This window comes from Rhodopseudomonas palustris HaA2 (genome assembly GCF_000013365.1).
Taxonomy (GTDB): Bacteria; Pseudomonadota; Alphaproteobacteria; order Rhizobiales; family Xanthobacteraceae; genus Rhodopseudomonas; species Rhodopseudomonas palustris_J.
Window position 1 is genome coordinate 4,882,762 of record NC_007778.1, and the last position, 22,236, is coordinate 4,904,997.

Below are 22,236 nucleotides of genomic sequence, written 5' to 3' on the forward strand. Positions count from 1 at the left end.
TCCCGCAGCCTTTGCGACCAGCCCGGTTCTAGGCCTGATCGCCTGACAGAATGCTGACGCCGCCCGTCACACAACCGCTCGCGGCGCCGCCGGCGCCAACTGCAAACCAGTCTTATTGCGCGCTGCCGGTGACGAAGCGGCCGATCCGGTATTTCGGCAGCATCGCATCGGCTTCGCCGGAATGGGCGCGACCCTTGCTCTTGGTGTTGTAGGCGTCGGTCGCCTCCTTGCCGCACCACGGCTCGATGATCGATGGCCGCGACGGATGGTCCGGCAGATAGCCGGTGAGATCATAGACGCTGCCGCGGATCGCCATCCAGCAATCGGCGGGCGTGGCGTGGCGGGCGAGTTCCGCCGCCGTGATGTCGCGGTCGGCGGCGACCGCCGGCTGCCGGGTGACCGGCGTCAGCGCGCTGCCGGCCCAGAAGCCGAGTACGGCGATCCAGAACGTCGCGGTGGCGGCGAAATACAATCTGCGCATTATCTGAACTCGAAGTTTTCGAAGTGGATGTGCTGGGCGGCGACCCCGCGCGCGCCGAGCGCCCGCTGCAGCGCCGCGACCAGGCCCGCCGGCCCGCACAGATAGCACTCGACGCCTGACAACTCGCTGGTAGCGGGCAGCAGGCGATCGAGATCGGGCAGATCGTCGCCGGTGGCGACCGCCTGCAATTTCAGTTGCGGATCGGATGCCGCGATCGCGCGCAGCTCCGGCAGATAGGTCGCATCGGCCTCGCGGCGATACAGATACAGCAGCCGCACCGGCTGGCGCAGCCTGCCCTCGTTCAGCAGAGCGACGAACGGCGTGACGCCGATGCCGCCGGCGATCCACAATTGCGGCGATGCGCCGGCGTCGCCGAGCAGGCCGCCGAAGCCGCCGATCACCCGCGCCGCGACGCCGGGCTCGATCGACAGCATTCGCCGCGTACAATCGCCGAGCGCCTTCACCGCCAGGCGCAGCGCGCCGTCGCGATCGATCGCGCTGATGGTGAAGGGATGGAATTCGCCGCAGCCGCGATACAGCGGGCCGTTGCCGAACGCGACCAGCACGAATTGCCCGGCGGTCACGGTCACCGGATCGGCCAGCGGGCGCAATTCGATCTCGACGGACTGCGGCGTCAGCTTGCGCACCGCCGCGACGATATAGGGCCGCGCCGCGAGGCCGAGATCGCCGCGCAGCAGCCGCCAGCCGAGGATTCCTGCCGCCGCCGCGAGGATCGGCAGCACCGGCTCGTCGATGCCGAGCAGGATCAGATGCACGAGACCGATCACCACGCCGATACCGAGCAGCGCGTGCAGCCAGCGCCACAGGCCGTAGCGGATGCTCGGGGTGAAAGTGGTGGCGAGGCCGACCATCAACAGCAGCAGGCCGAGCCAACCCGACCACACCTGCCAGCTCTCCGTCGCCGGCGACAACGTCTGCCAGGCGAGGCGCGGCGACGCGGCGAGATTGCCGGCGGCGAGCGCGAGCGGATGCAGCAGCAGCGCCACATAAGCGACGACGCCGGTGACGTGATGCCAGCGATACATCCGCTCCAGCCCGCCGAGCCAATAGGCGAGCCGCGGCTCGCGCAGCATCAGCAGCAGGCTCACCAGCAGCAGCCCGCAGCCGAGCCAGCCGGTGACGATGCCGGCCGCGCGCAGCGGCGCGAGGCCTGTCGGAAACGCCCACGCCACGAATCCGAGCGGCACGGAAAGCGTGAGCAGCGGGATCGACCAGCGTTGCAGCGCCGCGGCGGGGGATGCCACCGGCTCAATCCGGCCGCGGCGGCGCGCCGCGTTTCAGGCGGCTGCAGAAATCCCAATGGCCGCCCGGCAGATCGAGGCCGCGCTCGCGCGCGCGCTGCACCATCAAGGCGTGATGCTCGGCGCGATAGGCTTCGCAGGACTCGTAATCGGTGAAGCCGCGCACCCGCGCCTGATGCGCGATGCGCTCCTGCGGCGACATCAGCATCCAGCCGCGGGTATTGCCCTCGTCGGCGCGCCATGGCGCGGCACGCGCTGCACCCGAAACGGCCTGAACAGCCGTCCCGCCGAGAAGCACGATGAGACCGATCGCGATGAGTCTGCACAGCATGAGCGTCGTCCTGCTGTCGATGAGGCGTCGCAGCCTAGCGCACGGCTGCGTCGCTTTGATGATTCAGATCAACCAACGGAGCCGCGACCAGCGGTGCCGCCCCTGTTCGCTCCGCGCTCGGGCGACGATTATTTCTTCTGCTGCGCCGCCGCCGCGCGGGCGTCCTTGATCGCCTGCTTGAACATTGCGACGTCGAGCACGCCCGGCACCCGGAACCGGCCGACGATGAAGGCCGGCGTGCCCTGGAAGCCGAACGCCTTCGCCTGCGCATCGTTCCGCGCCAGGATCGCCTCGATCGCGGCGCCGTTGGTGTCGAGGTCCCTGGTCGCGCGCGCGACGTCGACGCCGCCGGCGCCGAGCAATTCGGTGAGGCCGGCCGACGTCAGTTTCGCGGTGCTGCCGATCAGCGCGTCGTGCGCCTCGAAGAACTTGCCCTGATATTTCGACGCCAGCACCATCTTGGCCGCATCGACCGAGATGCCGCCGAAGATCGGCCAGTCCTTCAGCACCAGACGAACCTTGCCGTCGTCCTTCACGACCTGCCTGAGATCGGGCGCAACCTTCTTGCAGTAGGGACAGCGATAGTCCGACCACTCGACGATGGTGATGTCGCCGTCGGGATTGCCGGCGACCGGAATGTCGGGATCGCGCAGCACCGCCTCGGTCGACAGCACGTTGTCGTCCGACGCCGGCGCGGCCGGTGCGGCCCACGCCTTCGACGCGGCCAGCGCCGGCGCGAGCGACAGGGCGGTCATCAGCGCCGATCGTCGGGTGATCATCATCGGTTCCAATTCCATCGTGGCGGGATCGGACCTTTGTGCCCCGGATCGGCCGGCGATGCTATCCCTTTGCCACCGGACCGGCGGGCGGAGTCGGCGATTTGTCGCGCAGCACGATGTAGATCGCCGGAATCACCAGCACCGTCAGCAGCGTCGACGAGGCGAGCCCGAACAGCAGCGAGATCGCCAGCCCCTGGAAGATCGGATCGAGCAGGATCGTCGCCGCCCCGATCATCGCCGCCAGCGCGGTGAGCAGGATCGGCTTGAACCGCACCGCGCCGGCCTGCAGCACGACCTCGCGCAAGGTTTTGCCCGCGCCGCCGGAATGGCGGATGAAATCGACCAGCAGGATCGAGTTGCGCACGATGATGCCGGCGAGCGCGATGAAACCGATCATCGAGGTGGCGGTGAACGGCGCGCCGAGCAGCCAATGGCCGATCAGGATGCCGATCAGCGTCAGCGGGATCGGCGTCAGGATCACCAGCGGCAGCTTGAAGCTCTTGAACTGGGCCACCACCAGCACGTAGATGCCGACGATCGCCGCGCCGAACGCCGCGCCCATGTCGCGGAACGTCACCCAGGTGATCTCCCATTCGCCGTCCCACAGCAGCGTCGGACGGGATTCGTCGGACGGCTGACCGTGCAGGCTGATCGCCGGCTTCGGCAGCTTGCCCCAGTCGTGCGCCTCGATGCGCTTGTCGACCTCGAGAATGCCGTACAGCGGCGCCTCGAACTTACCCGCGAGTTCAGCCATCACCATGTCGGCGAAGCGGCCGTCGCGGCGGAAGATCAAGGGCGAGCCGACTTCGCGGGTCGCCTTCACGAGTTGGCCGAGTTCGACGACGGTCTTGGCGCCCGGCAGCGTGTTGGCCGGCACCGGGGTCGAGGCCAGCGCCTCGTTCCAGACCAGGTCGCGCTTCGGCAGGGCGACGTTGATGGCGATCGGGTTGCGGTCCTCGCCGCGATGCGAGTAGCCGATCGAAGTGCCGCCGAACAGCGTCGCGATGGTGTCGTAGACGTCCTTCTGCTCGACGCCGAAGAACTCCAGTCGGTCCTGATCGATCGACAGCCGCAGTCGCGGCCGCGGCTGGCCGATCGAATCGTCGATATCGACGATGAACGGCACGTCCTTGAAGATCTTCTTCACCTCCGCGGTGACCGCGCGCCGCGTCGCGGCGTCGGGGCCGTAGATCTCGGCCAACAGCGTCGCCATCACCGGCGGGCCGGGCGGCACTTCGACGACCTTGAGGCTGGTGCCGGCCGGGACCGACAGCGCCTTCAGCCGCTCGCGCAGATCGAGCGCGATGGCGTGACTGGGGCGCGAACGATCGCCGCGCGCGGCGAGATTGACCTGCAATTCGCCGAGCTCGGGGCGTTCGCGCAAGTAATACTGGCGCACCAGGCCGTTGAAATTGTACGGCGCCGGCGTGCCGGCGTAGCTCTGCACCGAGGTGATTTCAGGGAGACCACGGGCGATGTCGGCGGCGGCGAACAGCGTCCGCTCGGTATCTTCCACCGTCGCGCCTTCCGGCAGGTCGAGCACCACCGCGATCTCGCTCTTGTTGTCGAACGGCAGCAGCTTCACCGTCACCGACTTGGTGTAGAACAGCACCATCGAGGCCAGCGTGGCGACGCCGACGCCGAGCAGGAAGATCCACGACGCGCGCTTGCTGGCGACGATCGGCGAGGCGATGCGGCGATACAGCCGGCCGAGCCGGCCCTCGTCATGCGCATCATGCGCGGCGACAGCGGCGCCCGCGCGCGGCGCGAGCTTCAGCATCAGCCACGGCGCCACCACCATCGCGACGAAGAACGAGAACAGCATTGCCGCCGACGCATTGGCGGGGATCGGCGCCATATAGGGGCCCATCAGCCCGGACACGAACAGCATCGGCAACAAGGCCGCGACCACGGTGAGCGTCGCGATCACGGTGGGATTGCCGACCTCGGCCACCGCCTCGATGGTGGCCTGCAGCCGAGGCCGGCCGTCCTTCATCCCCCAATGCCGGGCGATGTTCTCGACGACCACGATGGCGTCGTCGACCAGGATGCCGATGGAGAAGATCAGCGCGAACAGGCTGACGCGGTTGATGGTGTAGCCCATCAGATTGGCGGCGAAGAGCGTCAGCAGGATCGTGGTCGGGATCACCACGGCAGTCACCACCGCCTCGCGCCAGCCGATCGCGATCGCGATCAGTACCACGATCGAGATCGTGGCGATGCCGAGATGCAGCAGCAGTTCGTTGGCCTTCTCGTTGGCGGTCTCGCCGTAGTCGCGCGTCACGGTGACGGCGACGTCGCTCGGAATCAGCGTGCCCTCGAGCGCGGCGAGCCGCGTCTTGATGTCGTGCGACGCCACCACGGCGTTGGCGCCGGCGCGCTTGGCGAGCGCGACGCTGACCGCGGGCACGCGGTCCCAATTGCCGTCACCGCTGCGCGCATCGTTCCAGACACGGTGCTCGGCGGCATTCGGTCCGACGATCACCGAGGCGACGTCCTTGACGTAGACCGGGCGGTTGTCGCGGGTGGCGATCAACAGCAGGCCGATGTCGGGAATCCCCATCAGCGTCTGGCCGGCGGAAACGCTGCGCATCCCGCCGCCGTCGCGCGCCGAGCCGGCGAGGAACGAGCGGTTGGCGTCCTTCACTTTGGCGACGAGCTGCTGCAACGTCACGCCGTACAACGACAGCTTCTCCGGATCGGGCTCGACCCGGATCTGCTGCGCGCCGCCGCCCGAGATGTAGGTCAGGCCGACATTGTCGACCTTCATCAGTTCGGAGCGCAGCTTGTCGGCGAGCTCATAGAGGTCCTTGTCGGTCCAGCGGCTGGCCGCCTCCGGCTTCGGCGACAGCGTCAGCACCGTGATGGCGACGTCGTTGATGCCGCGGCCGACGATCAGCGGCTCGGCGATGCCGACCGGGATCCGGTCGAGATTGGCGCGGATCTTCTCGTGGACGCGCAGGATCGCATCCTCGGCCTTGGTGCCGACCAGAAACCGAGCGGTGACGATCACGCGGTCGTCTTCGGTCTGGCTGTAGACGTGCTCGACGCCGTCGATGCCCTTGACGATGGCCTCCAGCGGCTTGGTCACCAGCTCGACCGCGTCGGGACCGTGCAGGCCGTCGGCATTGATGCGGATGTCGACCATCGGCACGCTGATCTGCGGCTCCTCCTCGCGCGGGATCGCGACCAGCGCGAACAGCCCGACGACGAGCGAGGCCAGCAGGAACAGCGGCGTCAGCGGGGAAAGGATGGTGGCCTTGGTCAGGCGGCCCGAGATTCCGAGGTTCACGGCTGCACCAACCTGTCACCATTACGCAGGCCCGAGAGGATCTCGAGGCCGTCCGGCATGTCCGGCGTGGGATGATCGCGGCCGCGCTGCACCGGCACCGCGACGGTCTTGCCCGGCTCGCCGAGCTGGACGTAGTCGATGCCGAATTCGGTCTTGATGTAGCGCGACGGAATGACGAAGGCCGGGCGCTCGCCGCCGGAGACCCACACCCGCAGCCGGTCGCCGACGAAATACTGGCCGAGCCCCTCGACGGAGGCATCGGCGACGACGCGGCCGTCCTCGATCAGCGGGTAGACGAGGTCAATCGTGCCGAACTTCGCCGTGTGGTCGCCGAACTCGGCGCCGTCGACGCGAACGCGATCACCCTGTTTGAGGAACCGCGCGTGCCGTTCCGGCACCCGCAGCCGCAGCTTGTAGTGCTGCTGCGCCACCGTGACGATGGTATCGCCCTGCAGCACCACCGAGCCGACCGCGACCATCTTCTTCAGCACGCGGCCGTCGTCGGGCGCCAGCACCTGGCCCTCCTTGAACTGCTGCTGCACCACCGCGCGCTCCGCGGTCTTGGCGCGCAGATTGTTCTCGGCCACGTTGAGCGTGGTGCGCGCCTCGTCGAGCTTGGTGCGCGCCAGCGTGCCGCGTTCGACCAGGCCGCTGGTGCGGTCGAAATCGATCTGCGCCTGCGACGCCTGCGCCAGCAGCGCCTGCATCTGCGCGTCGAGCGAATTCATCTGCAGCGTCAGCTTGTCGTCGCCGATCGTCGCGATTTCCTGGCCGCGGGCGACGCTGTCGCCCTCGCGCACTTTCAGGGCGATCACGGTGCCGCCGATCCGGCTGCGCGCCGGCACGACGCTGATGCTCTCGACGGTGGCGAACACCGCCTTCTCGTCCGAGACCTTCTGCTCCGCCACCGTGAGCGTCGCCGCCGCCGCGGGCGTCGCCGCCGCGCCGAGCAGGAGGGCGGCGCAGGCACCGGCCGTGATCATGTCGCGAATCCGCATCGTCATGCCTTCTCAGGTTTGCTTGCCGTCTTCCGCGCGGGCGGCGCCGGACAGTACAGCCGGTACAGCGTGGTCAGGAGTTCGCGAGCCGGCTCGCTCGCGATCGAGTAGTAGATCGTCTGGGCGTCGCGGCGGGCCGCCACCAGCCCGTCCTTGCGCAACAGCGCGAGGTGCTGGGAGACGGTCGAATCGCGCAGGCTCAGGACCTCCGCGAGATCGCCGACCGAGCGTTCGCCGCCGATGAGCTGGCAGACGATCAACAGCCGATGCCGGTTCGCCAGCGCCTTCAACAAGTCGCTGGCCTGATCGGCAGCGGCTTCCATGAGCTCGACCTGTATTTTCATAGTTGCGTATATACGATTATTCGAATATAACGTCAATCACGAATTCAGGCGGAACGGATTTTGGCCCGCGCGCCCAGAACGGTCCGTCGGGTCCGCTCAATCACGCTCGAAGCAAATGGAGACGACAATGAATATCGATCAGACCGTGCTCGCCTTCGCCGGCGTCGTGGTGCTCGCAAGCCTCGCGCTCGGCTGGCTGGTCAGCCCCTATTGGCTGCTGCTGGCGGCGTTCGCCGGCGTCAACATGATCCAGGCGTCGTTCACCGGCTTCTGCCCGGCGGCGATCGTGTTCAAGAAGCTCGGCGTCAAGAGCGGCAACGCGTTCTCGTGAGGCGGGTTGCGCGTCGAACGACACAACCCAGTCATTGCCGGGCTTGACCCGGCAATCCATCATCCTGCGAAAAACCGGGATGGATGCGCGGGCCGAGCCCGCGCATGACGAAGTAACAAAAGCCGAGCCCTCTTGGCGAGGAGGCGCGCAGCGCCGTCTCGAACCATGAGCTGCTCTGCGCCGCTGTGAAGCCGGCTCCCGCCGCCATCCTTCGAGACGCCCGGCGTCGCTCTGCGAGCGAAACCGGGCTGCTCAGAGTCTGACTGGACATGCAGACCGCCAAATCAAAGCCCTATCCCCGTCATTGCGAGCGAAGCGAAGCAATCCAGCGCCGAGTATGAGGCTTCTGGATTGCTTCGTCGCTTCGCTCCTCGCAATGACGAACTCAAGTGCCTGATCTTGTTGCGCTCATTTTGAGTCAGCCTCTCAGTATGAGGTGGTGTTGATTGATGCATGCGCGATCCGTGAGAAGAGAATTCAGCCCGCCGCCTGGCCGCAATGGCAGTCGCAGCCGCCTTCTTCTTCCGCCTCGTCGTCGTGATCGTGCGGCGCGGCGGGGGCGAGCGTGCCGGCGAGATAGGTCTGCACCGCGACGACCGGGTCGGTTTCGGCGGTGGTGATCGCGATGACATCGCGCGCGGCCATCCGGCTGATGAAGCCGGCACCGGCGCTGCCGGCGATCACCACATCGACGGCGTCGAGCGGATGCGGGCCCTGCTCGGTGAATTCGTGAATCGACATCTCCTTCGGCAGGTCGAGGCGATCGACCTCCTGCGGGGCGCGGCCGGGCGCCGCATCGAACACCATGAAGCGGCGGGACTTGCCGGCATGGCCGGTGACGGTGCGGAAATTCTGGCTGGCGACGGCGATCAGCATGGCTCTGGTCTTTCGGTGGTTGGAGTGGAGTCCGGGCGCGCGCCGTTGATCGGCCGCGCGCTGAACAGCGGACGGTGCCGGACGGTCGGCGCAGGTCGACCGCTGCGCCGAGGCGCGGCCGGTCAGCTCAGATGCGGCGCGGCAGGCGCGCTCAGGCTTCGCCGATCAGAACCTTGTCGTCGGCGGTGAATTTGTACGGCACCAGCGCCAGATTGAGCGGCGCCGGCCCGAGCCTGATGCGGCCCGAGGAATCATATTGCGAGCCGTGGCACTGGCAGAACCAGCCGTCGTAATTGCCCTGATGCTCGGTCGGGATGCAGCCGAGATGGGTGCAGATCGCCGACACCACCAGCCACTGTTCGTGGCCGGCCTTGACCCGCTCGGAATCCGGCTGCGGATCGCGCATGCTCTTCCAGTCCGCGGTCTGCGCCGATTCGATTTCCTTCGGCGTGCGGTGATTGATGAAGATCGGCTGGCCGCGCCAGAACACCTTGATCACCTGACCTTCGGCGAGCGGCGCGAGATCGACCTCCAGCGGGAAGCCGGCGGCGATCGTCGCGGCGTCGGGATTGAGCTGCGATACGAACGGCCAGATTGCCGCCGCTGTGCCGACCGTGGCGAGCGCGCCGGTGGCCAGAAACAGCACGTCGCGCCGATTGGGCTGTGCGGATGTGATTGCGGTCATCTTGGTCTCCTGAGTAGCGGCTGCATTCCGGATCGATCCGATGCGCAGCCGAATGTCCTGCGGGGCCGCCCCGCTCTCGTGGCTAAACTTTGCGTAGTTCACCCGCCGCGCGCGCGAGAATCGCGACCAGCTCGGCTTCATTGTCCGCGTCCTTGGCGATCTGCCGGATCGCCACGTCGCGCAGATTGTCGAGCGCGGCGCGCAGCAGCGGCGGAACATCGCCGCCCTCGGCGCCGCCCCCATTGCCGGTCTGCTGGCGCATCATTTCGCCGAAGCTGGCCAGCCGCTCGAACACCGCGTCGGCGAGCACGCGGTTCGCCGCGAGCTGATCGCGGCCGTCGTCGGTGATGACGTAGAGTTTCTTGGCGCCTTCCGGCTGCGCGACGACGTGGCCCATCTCCTCCAGATAGGTCAGCGTCGGGTACACCACGCCGGGGCTCGGCGCGTACCAGCCCGCGGTCTTCTCCTCGATCACCTTGATGATGTCGTAGCCGTGGCGCGGCTGCTCGGCGATCAGCGCCAGCGCGATCAGTTTGAGGTCGCCCTGCGCCAGCATCCGGCCGGCGCGGGTCGTCTCGCCGTTGCCGGCGCCACGCCCGCCGAAGCCACGGCGGCCCCAGCGGCATCCGGAGCCGCATCGCCGCAAGCCGTTGTCGATGCCTTCCATGGCCAAACCTCACGAAGATATATCGTAAGTACGCCCCAGCCCGGGGGTTGTAAAGATATATCTTCGATCAGCCCGCCAGAGCGGCGCCCCTGCCGCACAATCGGTGCCCGGATACTCAATACCCCCATTCCAAGGATACCTTTTAGCGCAACTCCATTGATCCAGATCAAACGGCACAAGCCGCAAAGACATATCGTTTTGATATATTCGAATGTTTAAGGAGAGGCATGATGCCGTCCTTCCTCGACAAGGCCTGGTCGCCCTACGTCGCCGGCGTGGTGATCGGACTGCTGCAGATCCCGGCGTTTCTGATGATCCAGACCGCGCTCGGCGCCTCGTCGTCGTTCGTCACCGTCGGTGACGCGCTGGCGAGCTGGATCGATCCCTCGCTGCTGCAGATCAAATACGCCGCCAGTCATGTCGCGCCGACGGCCAAGAACCTCTGGCAGGTCGCGCTGGTCGGCGGCATCGCGATCGGTGCCTTCCTGTCGATGAAACTATCCGGCGCCCGGCGCCAGCCGATCTCGCCGATCTGGAGCCGCGCGCTCGGCTCCTCCTCCGCCACGTTGCGCTACGCAGTCGCCTTCGTCGCCGGCTTCCTGATGCTGTTCGGCGCGCGGATCGCCGACGGCTGCACCAGCGGCCACGGCGTCTCCGGCGTCGCGCAATTGTCGGTCGGCTCCACCGTCGCGGTCGCCGCGATGTTCGTCGGCGGCATCGTCACGGCGACGCTGCTGCTGCGTCGCATCTGAAACCGAGGAGAGCGTCGATGATGGGTTCAGTCTGGACGGCCGTCGCAATCGGCCTCGCAATGGGGATCGTGTTCGGCTTCGCTCTGGAGAAATCGCGGGTGTTCGAGCCGGGCATGATCGTCGGGCAGATGCAATTGCGCAATTTCATCATGCTCAAGATGTTCCTCACCGCGGTGGCGACCGGCGCGCTGGTGCTCGCGGTGCTGCACGGCTTCGGCTTCGTCAAGCTGCATCCGAAGGCCGCGCTGTACGCCGCCGATATCGTCGGCGGGCTGCTGCTCGGCGTTGGAATCGCGCTGGCCGGCGCCTGCCCCGGCACCACGCTGGCGCAGATCGGCGTCGGCTATCGGGACGCGATCTTCACCCTGCTCGGCGGCCTCGCCGGCGCGGTGGCGTTTTCCTACGCGCAGCCCTGGATCGCCACCAACCTGATCGGCACCGGCAAGCCGCTGATCTTCACCGACCTTGTGGGTCTTCCGTATTGGCAGGGCGCCGTCGGTTTGGCAGTGATGCTGATCGCCGTGCTGGCGTTGATGGAGCGGTGGCGCCCGTGGCGCGACGATCTCGGGTCGGATGTCGACGGGTCCCACGCAGCTTCCACCGAATTCAAGGCCCGGATCGTTCCGGCCGAATAGCAGGAGAGAATGATGTTCAAGGTAGCAGTCGTGCTCTGGATCATCGGCGGCGCCACGCTGGCGGGGATGCTGATGGTCGCCGTGCTGGCGGTGCCGAGCCTGTCGGAGCAGGCGATGACGTGGATTCCACTGGCCGTGGCCGCCGGCTTCGTGCTGGCGATGCCGGTGTCGTTCCTGGTCGCACGCAAGATCGCCCGCCCCTCCGTCCGTTGACCGGAATGGACGACGCCCTGCGGATCGTCGTCCTCGTCCGATCGGTTCTCGACGCCCGATCTCGTCTCCGGATCGCGCTTCAACAAAAGCGTTCGCCATGACAGAAACAAATATCGAGGGGCCGCTCTACGCTCCTCGCAAGAAGATCTATCCGCAGGCGGTGCACGGCCGCTTCCGCCGGATCAAATGGACGCTGCTGGCGATCACGCTGTCGATCTACTACTTCACGCCGTTCCTGCGCTGGGATCGCGGCCCCGGCCTGCCCGACCAGGCGGTGCTGATCGACATCCCGGCCCGGCGCTTCTATTTCTTCTTCATCGAGCTGTGGCCGCAGGAGGTGTACTACTTCACCGGCCTCCTGATCATGGCGGCGCTGGCGCTGTTCCTGATGAACGCGCTGGCCGGCCGGCTGTGGTGCGGCTATCTTTGTCCGCAGACGGTGTGGACCGACCTGTTCTACGCGGTCGAGCGCTTCATCGAAGGCGACCGCCGCCATCGCATCCTCAAGGACCAGCACGGCTTCACCGCGCGTCGCGCCGGCGAACTCGCCGCCAAGCATTTCATCTGGCTGATGATCGCCTGGTGGACCGGCGGCGCCTGGGTGCTGTATTTCGCCGACGCGCCGACGCTGGTGAAGGAACTGGTGACGTTCCAGGCGCCGATGGTCGCCTATGTGTGGATCGGCATTCTGACCTTCACCACCTACACGCTCGCCGGATTCATGCGCGAGCAGGTCTGCATCTACATGTGCCCGTGGCCGCGGATCCAGGCGGCGCTGACCGACGAATGGGCGCTCAACGTCACCTACCGGGTCGACCGCGGCGAGCCGCGAATGTCGGTGAAGAAGGCCGAGCTGGCGCGGCAGCACGGCGAGAGCGCCGGCGACTGCGTCGACTGCCATCAATGCGTCAATGTCTGCCCGACCGGCGTCGACATCCGCGAAGGGCTGCAGCTCGGCTGCGTGCAATGCGGCCTGTGCATCGACGCCTGCACCCATGTGATGCAGCAGGTCGGCCGTCCGACCGGACTGATCGCCTACGACACCGACATCAACGGCCAGCGCAGGCTGGAAGGCAAGCCGCCGGTGTACCGGCCGATCCGCGCACGCACCATCATGTACTCGGCGATGATCGTGCTGACCGGCGCGGTGATGGTCTATGCGCTGGCGACCCGCGGCTCGCTCGACGTCAACGTGCTGCACGAACGCAACCCGCTGTTCGTGGCGCTGTCCGACGGCGGCGTGCGCAACGACTACACCGTGCGGCTGCTCAACAAGCGGCCGACGGCGCGGGCGGTGACGATCTCCGTGCTCGGCGTGCCCGGCGCCACGATGCAGACGCCCGGCGTCGGCCATGGCGCCGGCGAGCAGATCGGCGTCGAGATCGGCCAGGACCAGAGCCGCGAATTGCGGATTTCGGTGCAGGTGCCGGCCGACCTGGTGCCGGCCAAATCGGTCAGGATCACCTTCGAGGTGAAGGACCCGGCCACCGGCGAAACTGCCGCCGCGACCGATCACTTCGTGCCGCCGACCAACTGACGGACCAACTGGCGCGGGCTCCAGGCCGCGTCAGTTCGCGCCGCGCAGTATGTTGGCGAGGCCCTGCAGCACCAGCGCCAGCGAGACGACGAACAGCAACACATAGGCGATCCGGTAGAACAGCGCGGTCGGCATCCGCCGGATCAGCCAGATCCCCGCCAGATTCGCGGCGGCGGCGAGCGGCAGCAGCGCGATCGAGGTCGCGAGATTGGCGGTGTTGAACTGGCCGAGCAGGATATACGGCCCGATCTTCAGCACGTTGAGGATTGCGAAGAAGATCGTGGTGGTGCCGACCAGCACCAGCTTCGGCAGTTGCTGCGGCAGCATGTAGACCTGATAAGGCGGCCCGCCGCCCTGGGTCATGAACGAGGTGAAGCCGGAGACGCCGCCCCAGAACACTCCGGCCGCGGTCGAGCCCTTCGCCGGCGACAATTGCGGCCGCAGCCAGACATTGAGCACGAAGGCGACGCCGACGCCGCCGACGATCAGCCGCACCACGTCGTCGGAGACGATCGAGGCGGTCCACCACGCCAGGCCCATCCCGGCCAGCGCGCCCGGCAGCATGATCTTCAGGCTGCGCGCGTCCCAATGCCGGCGATAGACGTAGAGCGAGATCATGTCCTGGCTGATCAGCACCGGCAGCAGCAGCGCGGCGGCCTCCAGCGGCGGCAGGAACAGCGCCAGCAGCGGCGTCGCCGCGATGCCGATCCCCGAGAAGCCGCCCTTGGCCAGCCCGAGCAGCAACACCGCGGGTACGGCGGCGACATAGAACCAGGGATCGAGGATGATCGACGACAAGGGGACTCGCGGGTGCGGGACGGAGCGGCCGGCGGCAGCGACCGGCTGACGCCGACGATGCATGCGGCAGACGGTGTCCCGCTGCAAGCGGAACTGCGAGTCGGTCCAATTGGCACACCCCGGACTGCGCAGGGCATCCCGCCGCTTGAACGGTTCCGCCGTTCCGGACGACCCAACAAGGGCGCGCGTCGCGCGGCCTGCCGCCCGGCCGCGAGTTCGGATAGAGTCGGCGCGTCGTCCATTCATGGAGAGTCGGCTGATATGTGGATCCTTCTCGGCATCATCGTCGCGATCGCGGTGTTCGCACTGATGACCTACAACCGTCTGGTGGCGCTGCGGCAGCGCGTCGGCCAGGCCTTCGCCGACATCGACGTGCAGCTCAAGCAGCGGCACGACCTCATTCCCAATCTGATCGAAACGGTGAAGGGCTACGCCGCGCATGAGCGCGGCACGCTCGACGACGTCATCAAGGCGCGCAACGCCGCGATGTCGGCGCAGGGCCCCGGCCAGGTCGCCGCCGCCGAGAACATGCTGTCCGGCGCGCTCGGCAAGCTGATCGCGCTCAGCGAGGCCTATCCGGACCTCAAGGCCAACGCCAATTTCCAGCAATTGCAGAGCGAGCTCAGCGACATCGAGAACAAGATCGCGGCCAGCCGCCGGTTCTTCAACAACGCCGTGCAGGAATACAACACCGGCATCCAGCAGATGCCGGCCGCCCTGTTCGCCGCCCCGCTCGGCTTCACCCACAAGGACTATTTCGACCTCGGAGAGACAAGGACGCAGGTCGAGCAGGTGCCGCAGGTGAAGTTCTAATCTGCTCCCCTCCCCCTTGCGGGGAGGGGTCGGGGGGTGGGGGTCCACGGGCACCGAGTGTGCGGCCCACCCCCACCCGACCGGCCTTACGGCCGGCCACCCTCCCCGCAAGGGGGAGGGAAATTTAGGCCGGCGCTGCGACACTAACGGATCGCCCTCATGGCCGCCTACGGTCTCTATACGCACATCGCCGCCAACAGGACCCGCTCGGTCGCGCTGCTGATCGGGCTGTTTCTGCTGATCTATGTGCTGGTGTTCGCCGGCGCGTTGATCGCCGAGGTGATGATCGATGGCGGGCGCTCGGTCGCGTATTATCTCAATGCGGCGGCGGTCGACCTGGTGAAGGCGCTGCCGTTCGCCACGCTCGGCGCGGCGCTGTGGATTGTGATCGCGTATTTCTTCCATCAGAAGCTGATCGACGCCGTCACCGGCGGCCATGCGGTGACGCGGCAGGAGCAGCCACGGCTGTACAATCTGCTCGAGAACCTGTGCATCTCGCGCGGCATCCCGATGCCGCAACTGAAGATCATGGACAGCGCGGCGCTCAACGCCTTCGCCAGCGGCCTCAATCCCAAGCAATACGCCATCACGGTGACGAGCGGCCTTCTGGCCAATCTCGACGACGCTGAAATCGAGGCGGTGCTCGGCCACGAGCTGACCCACATCCGCAACGGCGACGTGCAGATGATGGTGATCGCCGTGATCATCGCCGGCGTGGTCGGGTTCTTCGGCGAGATGATGTTCCGGCTGTTTTTCCAGGGCGGCTTCCGCTTCGGCGGCGGCAGCGGCGGGTCGTCGTCCTCCTCGTCGTCGTCATCGGGAGACCGCAAAAGCGGTGGCGGCGCGATCTTCGTCGTGATCCTGGCGATCGCGCTGATCGTGCTGGCCTGGCTACTGTCGCAAGTGGTCAAGCTGGCGCTGTCGCGCGCGCGCGAATATCTCGCCGACGCGGGCTCGGTGGAATTGACCAAGAACCCCGACGCGATGATCTCGGCGCTGCGCAAGATCGAAAACCGCGGCGAACTGGAAGGCGCGACCTCGGCGGTGATGGAAATGTGCGTCGACAATCCGCGTTCGGGCTTCGCCGATTTGTTCGCCACCCACCCCTCGGTCGAAAAGCGGGTGGCGGCGCTGGTGCAATTCGCCGGCGGCCGCGATCCCGGCCCGCTGGCGCTGCCGTCGCCGGCCGATGCAACGGAGCCGTCGGCCGACGATTCAGCCGCGCCTGCGGCGCCGGACGACGCAGCCCCGCTTGGCCCATGGAGCGAGCCTTCGCCACCGCGCGCGCGGCGATTCCTTCGCGGGCCGTGGGGCAAGCGGGTGTGACACGGGCCAACCGGACGCAATCGCCCCCGATCGGAACGATTTTGTTGAGATTGCCGTCCTGTGCAGCGGCAACAATTGAATTATCCCATGTTTCTGCCATGTTCGCGCCCAAAGAGGGGCCTTGCACCGCGGTTCCGCGGTGGGGGATCAACCGGGCCCGAAAAGGAATCTCATGGCGAAGCCAGCAGTGATCGTCGTAGGCGCAGACAAGGGCGGCGTGGGCAAGACCACGGTGTCGCGAACCTTGCTGGACTATTTCAGCGCCAACAACATCCCGACCCGCGCCTTCGACACCGAATCGCCGCGCGGCACCTTGAAGCGCTTCCATCCCGGCATCACCGAGATCGTCGACATGACGACGACGGCCGACCAGATGAAGATCTTCGACACGCTCAACACCGCGACGCCGTCGGTGACCGTGATCGACGTCCGCGCCGGCCTGCTGTCGCCGGCGCTGGCCTCGCTCCGCGACATCGGCTTCCTCGACGCCGCGCGCTCCGGCCAGATCACCTTCGCGGTGTTCCACATCCTCGGCCCGTCGATCGCCTCCCTGGACGAGATCGCCGAGACCGCCAATTTCATGATCGGCGCGAAATATTATCTGGTGAAGAACTTCATCAACAACACCAGCTTCTTCGAGTGGGACCAGGCGACCTACAATTCGTACTTCCACCGCATCAAGGACGCCACCGAGCTGACGATTCCGAAGCTCAACGAAATGGCCTACGAGCAGGTCGAGGTGTCGTCGGTGCCGTTCCTGAAATTCGTCGCCAACAAGGGCGTCCAGGACGAACCGGCGAACTACTCCTTCGTGCTGCGCGGCTATGTCCGGCACTGGCTCGCCAATGTCTGGAGCGAGTTCGACCGCATCAAGCTCACCGACCTCGTCGGCAAGGACAAGGGCGGCCGCAGCACCAATGTGGCGGAAGCCGGCGAGAAATAATTCGCCTCGCCGCGGATTTTAGCTATATCGGGAACGACATTCCGGCCGGGCGAATGAACGCCGGCCGGAAAGCCCGATCGACGCCATGTCCCTCACGCCGTCCCGCACCCCCGTCTACATCGTCTGCTCGCCGCGGCCGTTCGTCGGCAAGACCCTGATCGCACGGCTGCTCAGCGAATTCCTGCTGCTCGCGCGCGGCTCCGTGCTCGCCTTCGACGTCAACGTCAAGGAGCCGTCGCTACTGGACTATCTGCCGCGGCTGACCGAGACGGCGGATGTCGGCGACACCTTCGGCAAGGTGCAGTTGATGGACCGGCTGATCGTCGGCGACGACGTCGCCAAGGTGATCGACCTCGGCTTCCACGCCTTCGACGAATTCTTCGGCACGTTCGGCGAAGTCGGCTTCATCAAGGAGGCCGCGCGGCGGCAGGTCGCCCCGGTGGTGTTGTTCGTGCCGGATACCGACCGCAATTCGGCGCGCGCGTTCGCGACGCTGCAGGACATCGTCCCGCCGCGGCAACTGATCGCGATCGACAACGAGCACGTGATGCACGGCGAGATGCCGCGTGTGTTCACCGACGGCAGGGTGGTCCGGATCCGCGCGCTGCCGCCGTTCCTGAAGACCTATATCGACCGGCTGAACTTTTCCTTCACCGGCTATCTGCGCGCCGAGCCGGACGCCTCGACCGAACTGAACCAGTGGATCCGCAAGAACTACACCAGCTTCCGCGACATCGAACTGGAAATGACGCAGGCGCGGGTGTGACGCGCCACAGTCCCCTGCGTCGTCATCCTGAGAGCCTGCCCCGGACTTGATCCGGGGTGCGCGCCCTTGCGCGCCTCGAAGGATGCGGCGACGTGTGCTTGCGGCTCATCCTTCGAGGCCGCCGCTGCGCGGCGGCACCTCAGGATGACGGAGCGCTAGCGGCGATCGCCTGGCGCGAACGCGCAGCAGGAGAGCTCAGTGCCCGCCGAACTCGACCAGCGTGCGGACCGGGACGCCCATGCTGCGGACCTTGGCGGCGCCGCCCAGATCCGGGAGGTCGATGATGAAGCAGGCGGCGACGACTTCGGCGCCGATCTGGCGCAGCAGCTTGATGGCGCCCTCGGCGGTGCCGCCGGTGGCGATCAGATCGTCGACCAGGATCACGCGCTCGCCCGGCGTGATCGCATCGACGTGAATCTCGATGTGATCGGTGCCGTATTCCAGCGTGTATTCCATCGACACGCAGGTGTGCGGCAGCTTGCCCTTCTTGCGGATCGGCACGAAGCCCGACGACACCTGATGGGCGATCGCGCCGCCGATGATGAAGCCCCGCGCCTCGATGCCGGCGACCTTGTCGATCTTGGAGCCGGCCCAGGGCTGCACCAGTTCGTCGACGGCGCGGCGGAACGAGCGCGGATCACCCATCAGCGTGGTGATGTCGCGGAACATGATGCCGGGTTTGGGATAGTCCGGAATGGTCCGGACACTGGCCTTCAAATCATGGGCAAGTTCGGGGGTCATCGGCGCGATCTCTGTTGCGGGTGGCTCAATTCGTCATTGCGGGGCGTCGGAGGCAATCCGGTAATTCGGATAACTGCCGCCGGGGCGTGTTAGCAGCCCACTCCCGACGACACACGTGTTTCGATCAATTTCAGGATCAGGCCATCGGCCGGCCCAGCCGGAAGGCGTTTTCGACGATCCGCAGCCCGACCTCGCCGCCGAGCGACATCAGCGATTCCGGGTGGAATTGGACGCCGCCGACCGGCAGCGTCTTGTGCTCGATCGCCATCGCGATGCCGTCCTCGGTCGAGGCGGTGACGTCGAGCGCATCCGGCATGTCCTGCATGTCGACATAGAGTGAATGATAGCGACCGATGGTGATCTCGTTCGGCAGGCCGTGCATCAGCGTGCCGCCGCGCACCTGGATCCGCGACGGCCGGCCATGCGCCGGCTGCTTAAGCTGGCCGAGCGTACCGCCGAAATATTCGCCCATCGCCTGCACGCCGAGGCAGACCCCGAAGATCGGCAGTTGCTTCGCCAGAGCGGTGTCGATCGTCAACGCAATCTTGAAATCCGCCGGCCGGCCCGGGCCGGGCGACAGCACCAGCAGATCATAGGCATTCTCGGCCAGCATCTTCTGCGCGTGGATGTGGCGCACCACGCTGACCTGGGCGCCGACCTGGCGGAAATAGTCCGCCAGCATGTGCACGAAGCTGTCGTCGTGATCGACCAGCAGCACGCGCTTGCCGGAGCCGGTGGCATCCGGTGCCACCGCCGACAGCGGCTTCGGCGGATCGCCGCGCAGCGCCTGGAACAGCGCGGCGGCTTTCACCTGGCACTCCTTGTCCTCGGCGACCGGGTCGCTATCGAACAGACAAGTCGCCCCGACGCGGACTTCGGCGAGGCCGTCCTTCATCCGGATGGTACGGATGGTGAGGCCGGTGTTGATCGAGCCGTCGAAGCCGACGACGCCGAACGCGCCGGCATACCAGCGCCGCGGCGAGCGCTCGTGATCCTCGACGAACTGCATCGCCCAGAGTTTCGGCGCGCCGGTCACCGTCACCGCCCAGGCGTGGGTGAGGAAGGCATCGAGCGCGTCGAAGCCGGGGCGGAGCATGCCCTCGACGTGGTCCACCGTGTGGAACAGCTTCGAATAGGTCTCGATCTGGCGCCGCGCCAGCACCTTGATGGTGCCCGGCACGCAGACCCGCGCCTTGTCGTTGCGGTCGACGTCGGTGCACATGTTGAGCTCGAACTCGTCCTTCTCGGAGTTCAAAAGCTTCTGGATCTGCTCGGCATCCGCAATGGCGTCGACGCCGCGGGCGATGGTGCCGGAGATCGGGCAGGTCTCGATCCGGCGGCCGTCGGAGCGGACGAACATCTCCGGCGAGGCCGACACCAGGAATTCGCCGTCGCCGAGATTGAGCAACCCGCCATAGGGCGACGGATTGATCCGGCACAGCCGCTTGAACACTTCGGCCGGCGAGCGCTCGCAGGGTTCGCCGAACAACTGCCCGGGCACCGCCTCGAACAGATCGCCGCGGGCGAAATGCTCGCGGGCGACCTCGACGACTTTGGCGTATTCGCCCGGCGCGTGGTCGGCGAAGCCCTGCCGGCCGGTCTGGGTGTAGGCGCTCTCGGCGGTGTCGTTGGGCAGGCCCTGGGTGGATTTGCCCTTCCAGGCGAATTCATAGGCGATATTGACGCCGCGGCCGGTGGCGCGGTCATAGGCCAACAGCCGATCCGGCACATACAGCACGATGTCGCGCTGGTCGGCCTCGCGCGCGCGCTTCTGCGCCAGATCCTCGAACTGGAACACCAGATCGTAGGCGAAGGCGCCGTACAGGCCGAGCATCGGGTCCGCCGGTGAGGCGAACGCCGCCACCAGCGCGCGCACCAGCGAGATCGCGCTGGCGCGGCGGGTGCGCTGCTCCTCATCGACCGGCGCCTCGCCGCGAACGATGTGGCCCCTGATCTTCGTCGCGCAGGCCTGCTCGACCACCACGCAGGGCTCGTCGAGCCTGTCGGACAGGAACGCGACCAGCACATGGCCGCGCGGATTGAGCGCCTCGATCGAAAACTGCTCGGCGCGGATGGTCAGCGCCAGCGGCGGATCGGCGAAGCCGAAATCGAAGCTCTCGTAGCGCCCGGGCACCGTAGTGCCGGACGACAGCATCACGCCGCGGCGGCGGTCCAGAAGGTCGATCAGATCATCGAGCGCCCTGCCGCCGGTGAAGGCCGCCACCGTGCGCGACACGGCGAGGCCCGCGGCGGTCTTGTAGTCGCTCTGCGCGGGAAGCGAGAAAACGGTCCTGTTCATGGCATCCTCTTATCTCAACTTGCCGGAGGAACGCCACACAGGACAAACGAAAGGCCGCCACTGTGGGGCGGCCTCGGGACGATTCAAAAAACGGAAAATCGCACGGCCACCTCTCAGGAGGTGCGCCACCAACGACGGGTCTGGGACGGCCGGGTCTGGCGGATCGACGTGCACATGCGCGGCAATGCAGCATCGGGGCGGAAAGGAGTCAAGGGGGCGACGGGGCGTACGACCAAAGCAGCAAGGGCACGTACTGTCTTTGACATAGGCTAGATCCGATCCGACCGAAGGCGGGACGCGCGCTTCAATGAAGGTTCGGGACGCAATTCTTCTGATCGAAGCAGACGGATGGGTCCACATTGCGACCCGAGGAAGCCATCGGCAGTACAAGCATCCGAGGAAGACCGGCCGCGTGACGATCGCAGGCAAGCCTTCTGATGATCTTGCTCCCGGCACGTTTGCCAGTATCTTGAAACAAGCAGGTCTGAAGGAGCGGCGCTGATGCGCTACGCGATCGTCATCGAAAAGACCGAGGGCAACTATTCGGCCTATGTGCCGGACCTGCCCGGCTGTGTCGCGACCGGCGACAGCGTCGCGGCGGTCGAGGCCGAGATCCGCGAGGCGATCCGGTTTCACATCGACGGCTTAAAGGAAGACGGCCTGCCGGTGCCCGCGCCGACCAGCCTGGCGGAATACATCGAGACCTGAACGTCTCAACGCTGCGCTGCCCTCAAGTCGCCCCCGGCCTTCTTGCCACGATATACGGCCCGTGCGGATTGTCGCCGAATACGCGTTCGTCGGCGATCTCGAAGCCGGCGTCGCGCAGGGTCTGGCGCAGCGCGGGTTTGGTGAGTGCCTGGGCGCGCGGGAACAGGCCGATGCTGCGCAGCACGAAAAACAGCGCGCGCAACTTGAGCGACATGTCGGCGAAGCACCAGGTCTTGCTGATGAGCAGACCGCCGGGCTTCAGATGGGCGCGGATCTGCGCCAGCGTGCCGGGCAGATCGCCGACCAGATGCAGCACCTGGAAGGCGCAGATCGCATCGAACGGTCCGCCGTCGAAGGCGCGCTCTGCGTCGGCGAGGACGAAGCGCAGATTGGCCGGCGCCGGCTTGGCGCGGGCGATGCGCAGCATCTCGGCCGAGAAATCGGTCGCGATCCATTCCGCCGCATGCGGCGCGAGGCGGATCGCGGCCGAGCCGGTGCCGCAGCCGATCTCCAGCACATGGTCGGTCGGGCGCAACCGGCCGGCGGCGTCGGCCAGCATGGCCTCGAACGCGGCCGGGTCCTTGATCGGCCGCGCCGCGTAGCGGTCGGCGACCTTGTCCCAGAATTTCACCTGATGGATCGCAGCCATCGCGGGTCCT

The 22,236-nt window shown here is 66.8% G+C and carries 25 protein-coding genes; 11 read left to right on the forward strand and 14 right to left on the reverse strand.

The genetic code is table 11. The features are described 5' to 3' along the window. Positions 1-112 precede the first annotated feature (112 nt). The 7 genes from RPB_RS21645 to RPB_RS21675 form a co-directional block, all read right to left on the reverse strand. A complete protein-coding gene (locus RPB_RS21645; RefSeq protein ID WP_041798956.1) occupies positions 113-484 on the reverse strand; it encodes a cytochrome b5-like heme/steroid binding domain-containing protein in 372 nt (123 codons plus the stop codon). Next, a complete protein-coding gene (locus RPB_RS21650) occupies positions 481-1,746 on the reverse strand; it encodes a ferric reductase-like transmembrane domain-containing protein (protein ID WP_011443168.1) in 1,266 nt (421 codons plus the stop codon). The genes RPB_RS21645 and RPB_RS21650 overlap by 4 nt, the downstream gene beginning before the upstream one ends. A gap of 4 nt (positions 1,747-1,750) precedes the next feature. Next, complete coding sequence (locus RPB_RS21655; protein ID WP_011443169.1) at positions 1,751-2,074, reverse strand: hypothetical protein; 324 nt, start codon at positions 2,072-2,074, stop codon at positions 1,751-1,753. 128 nt (positions 2,075-2,202) lie between these two features. Beyond that, on the reverse strand, positions 2,203-2,856 hold the full coding sequence (locus tag RPB_RS21660) for a DsbA family protein (RefSeq protein WP_041798958.1): 654 nt from the start codon (positions 2,854-2,856) through the stop codon (positions 2,203-2,205). 58 nt (positions 2,857-2,914) lie between these two features. Then, a complete protein-coding gene (locus tag RPB_RS21665) occupies positions 2,915-6,145 on the reverse strand; it encodes an efflux RND transporter permease subunit (RefSeq protein ID WP_011443171.1) in 3,231 nt (1,076 codons plus the stop codon). Next, complete coding sequence (locus RPB_RS21670) at positions 6,142-7,143, reverse strand: efflux RND transporter periplasmic adaptor subunit (protein ID WP_041798409.1); 1,002 nt, start codon at positions 7,141-7,143, stop codon at positions 6,142-6,144. The genes RPB_RS21665 and RPB_RS21670 overlap by 4 nt, the downstream gene beginning before the upstream one ends. Before the next feature lie 2 nt (positions 7,144-7,145). After that, a complete protein-coding gene (locus tag RPB_RS21675) occupies positions 7,146-7,466 on the reverse strand; it encodes an ArsR/SmtB family transcription factor (protein ID WP_011443173.1) in 321 nt (106 codons plus the stop codon). A 148-nt stretch (positions 7,467-7,614) separates the two neighbouring features. On the opposite strand from RPB_RS21675, the gene RPB_RS21680 reads away from it, so the two are divergent. Further along, positions 7,615-7,818 carry a YgaP family membrane protein gene (locus RPB_RS21680; RefSeq protein ID WP_011443174.1) on the forward strand — a complete coding sequence of 68 codons (204 nt, stop codon included), beginning with the start codon at positions 7,615-7,617 and terminating at the stop codon, positions 7,816-7,818. A 477-nt stretch (positions 7,819-8,295) separates the two neighbouring features. On the opposite strand, the gene RPB_RS21685 is transcribed toward RPB_RS21680, so the two are convergent. From RPB_RS21685 to RPB_RS21695, 3 genes are all read right to left on the reverse strand, one after another. Further along, positions 8,296-8,694 carry a NifB/NifX family molybdenum-iron cluster-binding protein gene (locus RPB_RS21685; protein ID WP_011443176.1) on the reverse strand — a complete coding sequence of 133 codons (399 nt, stop codon included), beginning with the start codon at positions 8,692-8,694 and terminating at the stop codon, positions 8,296-8,298. Positions 8,695-8,845: 151 nt separating this feature from the next. After that, entirely contained in the window at positions 8,846-9,379 is a 534-nt protein-coding gene (gene petA / locus RPB_RS21690; protein WP_011443177.1) for a ubiquinol-cytochrome c reductase iron-sulfur subunit, read from the reverse strand. Between the two features lie 82 nt (positions 9,380-9,461). After that, entirely contained in the window at positions 9,462-10,046 is a 585-nt protein-coding gene (locus RPB_RS21695; RefSeq protein ID WP_011443178.1) for a PadR family transcriptional regulator, read from the reverse strand. Positions 10,047-10,273: 227 nt separating this feature from the next. On the opposite strand from RPB_RS21695, the gene RPB_RS21700 reads away from it, so the two are divergent. The 4 genes from RPB_RS21700 to ccoG all read left to right on the forward strand — a co-directional run bounded on the left by RPB_RS21700 (position 10,274) and on the right by ccoG (position 13,183). Next, positions 10,274-10,798, forward strand: a complete 525-nt coding sequence (locus RPB_RS21700; RefSeq protein ID WP_011443179.1) for a YeeE/YedE thiosulfate transporter family protein — start codon at positions 10,274-10,276, stop codon at positions 10,796-10,798. Between the two features lie 17 nt (positions 10,799-10,815). Next, positions 10,816-11,433, forward strand: a complete 618-nt coding sequence (locus RPB_RS21705; protein WP_011443180.1) for a YeeE/YedE thiosulfate transporter family protein — start codon at positions 10,816-10,818, stop codon at positions 11,431-11,433. A gap of 12 nt (positions 11,434-11,445) precedes the next feature. Continuing rightward, positions 11,446-11,646 carry a hypothetical protein gene (locus tag RPB_RS21710; protein ID WP_011443181.1) on the forward strand — a complete coding sequence of 67 codons (201 nt, stop codon included), beginning with the start codon at positions 11,446-11,448 and terminating at the stop codon, positions 11,644-11,646. A 97-nt stretch (positions 11,647-11,743) separates the two neighbouring features. Further along, positions 11,744-13,183: a cytochrome c oxidase accessory protein CcoG gene (gene ccoG, locus RPB_RS21715; RefSeq protein WP_011443182.1), complete on the forward strand. Its 1,440-nt coding sequence runs from the start codon at positions 11,744-11,746 to the stop codon at positions 13,181-13,183. A gap of 30 nt (positions 13,184-13,213) precedes the next feature. Here ccoG and RPB_RS21720 read toward each other — a convergent pair whose 3' ends face one another. Further along, positions 13,214-13,981, reverse strand: coding sequence for a sulfite exporter TauE/SafE family protein (locus tag RPB_RS21720; protein ID WP_041798962.1), 768 nt, complete (start codon positions 13,979-13,981; stop codon positions 13,214-13,216). A gap of 261 nt (positions 13,982-14,242) precedes the next feature. Between RPB_RS21720 and RPB_RS21725 the strand changes: the two genes are divergently transcribed. The 4 genes from RPB_RS21725 (at position 14,243) to RPB_RS21740 (ending at position 17,829) form a co-directional block, all read left to right on the forward strand. Further along, on the forward strand, positions 14,243-14,794 hold the full coding sequence (locus RPB_RS21725) for a LemA family protein (RefSeq protein ID WP_011443184.1): 552 nt from the start codon (positions 14,243-14,245) through the stop codon (positions 14,792-14,794). A 159-nt stretch (positions 14,795-14,953) separates the two neighbouring features. After that, complete coding sequence (locus tag RPB_RS21730) at positions 14,954-16,120, forward strand: M48 family metallopeptidase (protein ID WP_011443185.1); 1,167 nt, start codon at positions 14,954-14,956, stop codon at positions 16,118-16,120. 172 nt (positions 16,121-16,292) lie between these two features. Beyond that, positions 16,293-17,063, forward strand: a complete 771-nt coding sequence (locus RPB_RS21735) for a hypothetical protein (protein WP_011443186.1) — start codon at positions 16,293-16,295, stop codon at positions 17,061-17,063. An 85-nt stretch (positions 17,064-17,148) separates the two neighbouring features. Further along, positions 17,149-17,829 carry a hypothetical protein gene (locus RPB_RS21740; RefSeq protein WP_011443187.1) on the forward strand — a complete coding sequence of 227 codons (681 nt, stop codon included), beginning with the start codon at positions 17,149-17,151 and terminating at the stop codon, positions 17,827-17,829. Positions 17,830-18,024: 195 nt separating this feature from the next. Here the strand turns inward: RPB_RS21740 and RPB_RS21745 are convergent, their stop codons facing one another. Both RPB_RS21745 and RPB_RS21750 read right to left on the reverse strand, forming a co-directional pair. Continuing rightward, positions 18,025-18,570, reverse strand: coding sequence for an adenine phosphoribosyltransferase (locus tag RPB_RS21745; protein ID WP_011443188.1), 546 nt, complete (start codon positions 18,568-18,570; stop codon positions 18,025-18,027). 136 nt (positions 18,571-18,706) lie between these two features. Next, entirely contained in the window at positions 18,707-20,869 is a 2,163-nt protein-coding gene (locus RPB_RS21750; protein ID WP_011443189.1) for an anthranilate synthase component I, read from the reverse strand. Between the two features lie 307 nt (positions 20,870-21,176). Between RPB_RS21750 and RPB_RS24350 the strand changes: the two genes are divergently transcribed. Together RPB_RS24350 and RPB_RS21755 are read left to right on the forward strand one after the other, a co-directional pair. Next, positions 21,177-21,371, forward strand: coding sequence for a type II toxin-antitoxin system HicA family toxin (locus RPB_RS24350; protein WP_011443190.1), 195 nt, complete (start codon positions 21,177-21,179; stop codon positions 21,369-21,371). Next, positions 21,371-21,577, forward strand: coding sequence for a type II toxin-antitoxin system HicB family antitoxin (locus tag RPB_RS21755; RefSeq protein WP_011443191.1), 207 nt, complete (start codon positions 21,371-21,373; stop codon positions 21,575-21,577). Before RPB_RS24350 ends, RPB_RS21755 begins: the two co-directional genes overlap by 1 nt. Before the next feature lie 22 nt (positions 21,578-21,599). Here RPB_RS21755 and RPB_RS21760 read toward each other — a convergent pair whose 3' ends face one another. After that, complete coding sequence (locus RPB_RS21760; protein ID WP_011443192.1) at positions 21,600-22,226, reverse strand: class I SAM-dependent methyltransferase; 627 nt, start codon at positions 22,224-22,226, stop codon at positions 21,600-21,602. Positions 22,227-22,236 lie beyond the last annotated feature (10 nt).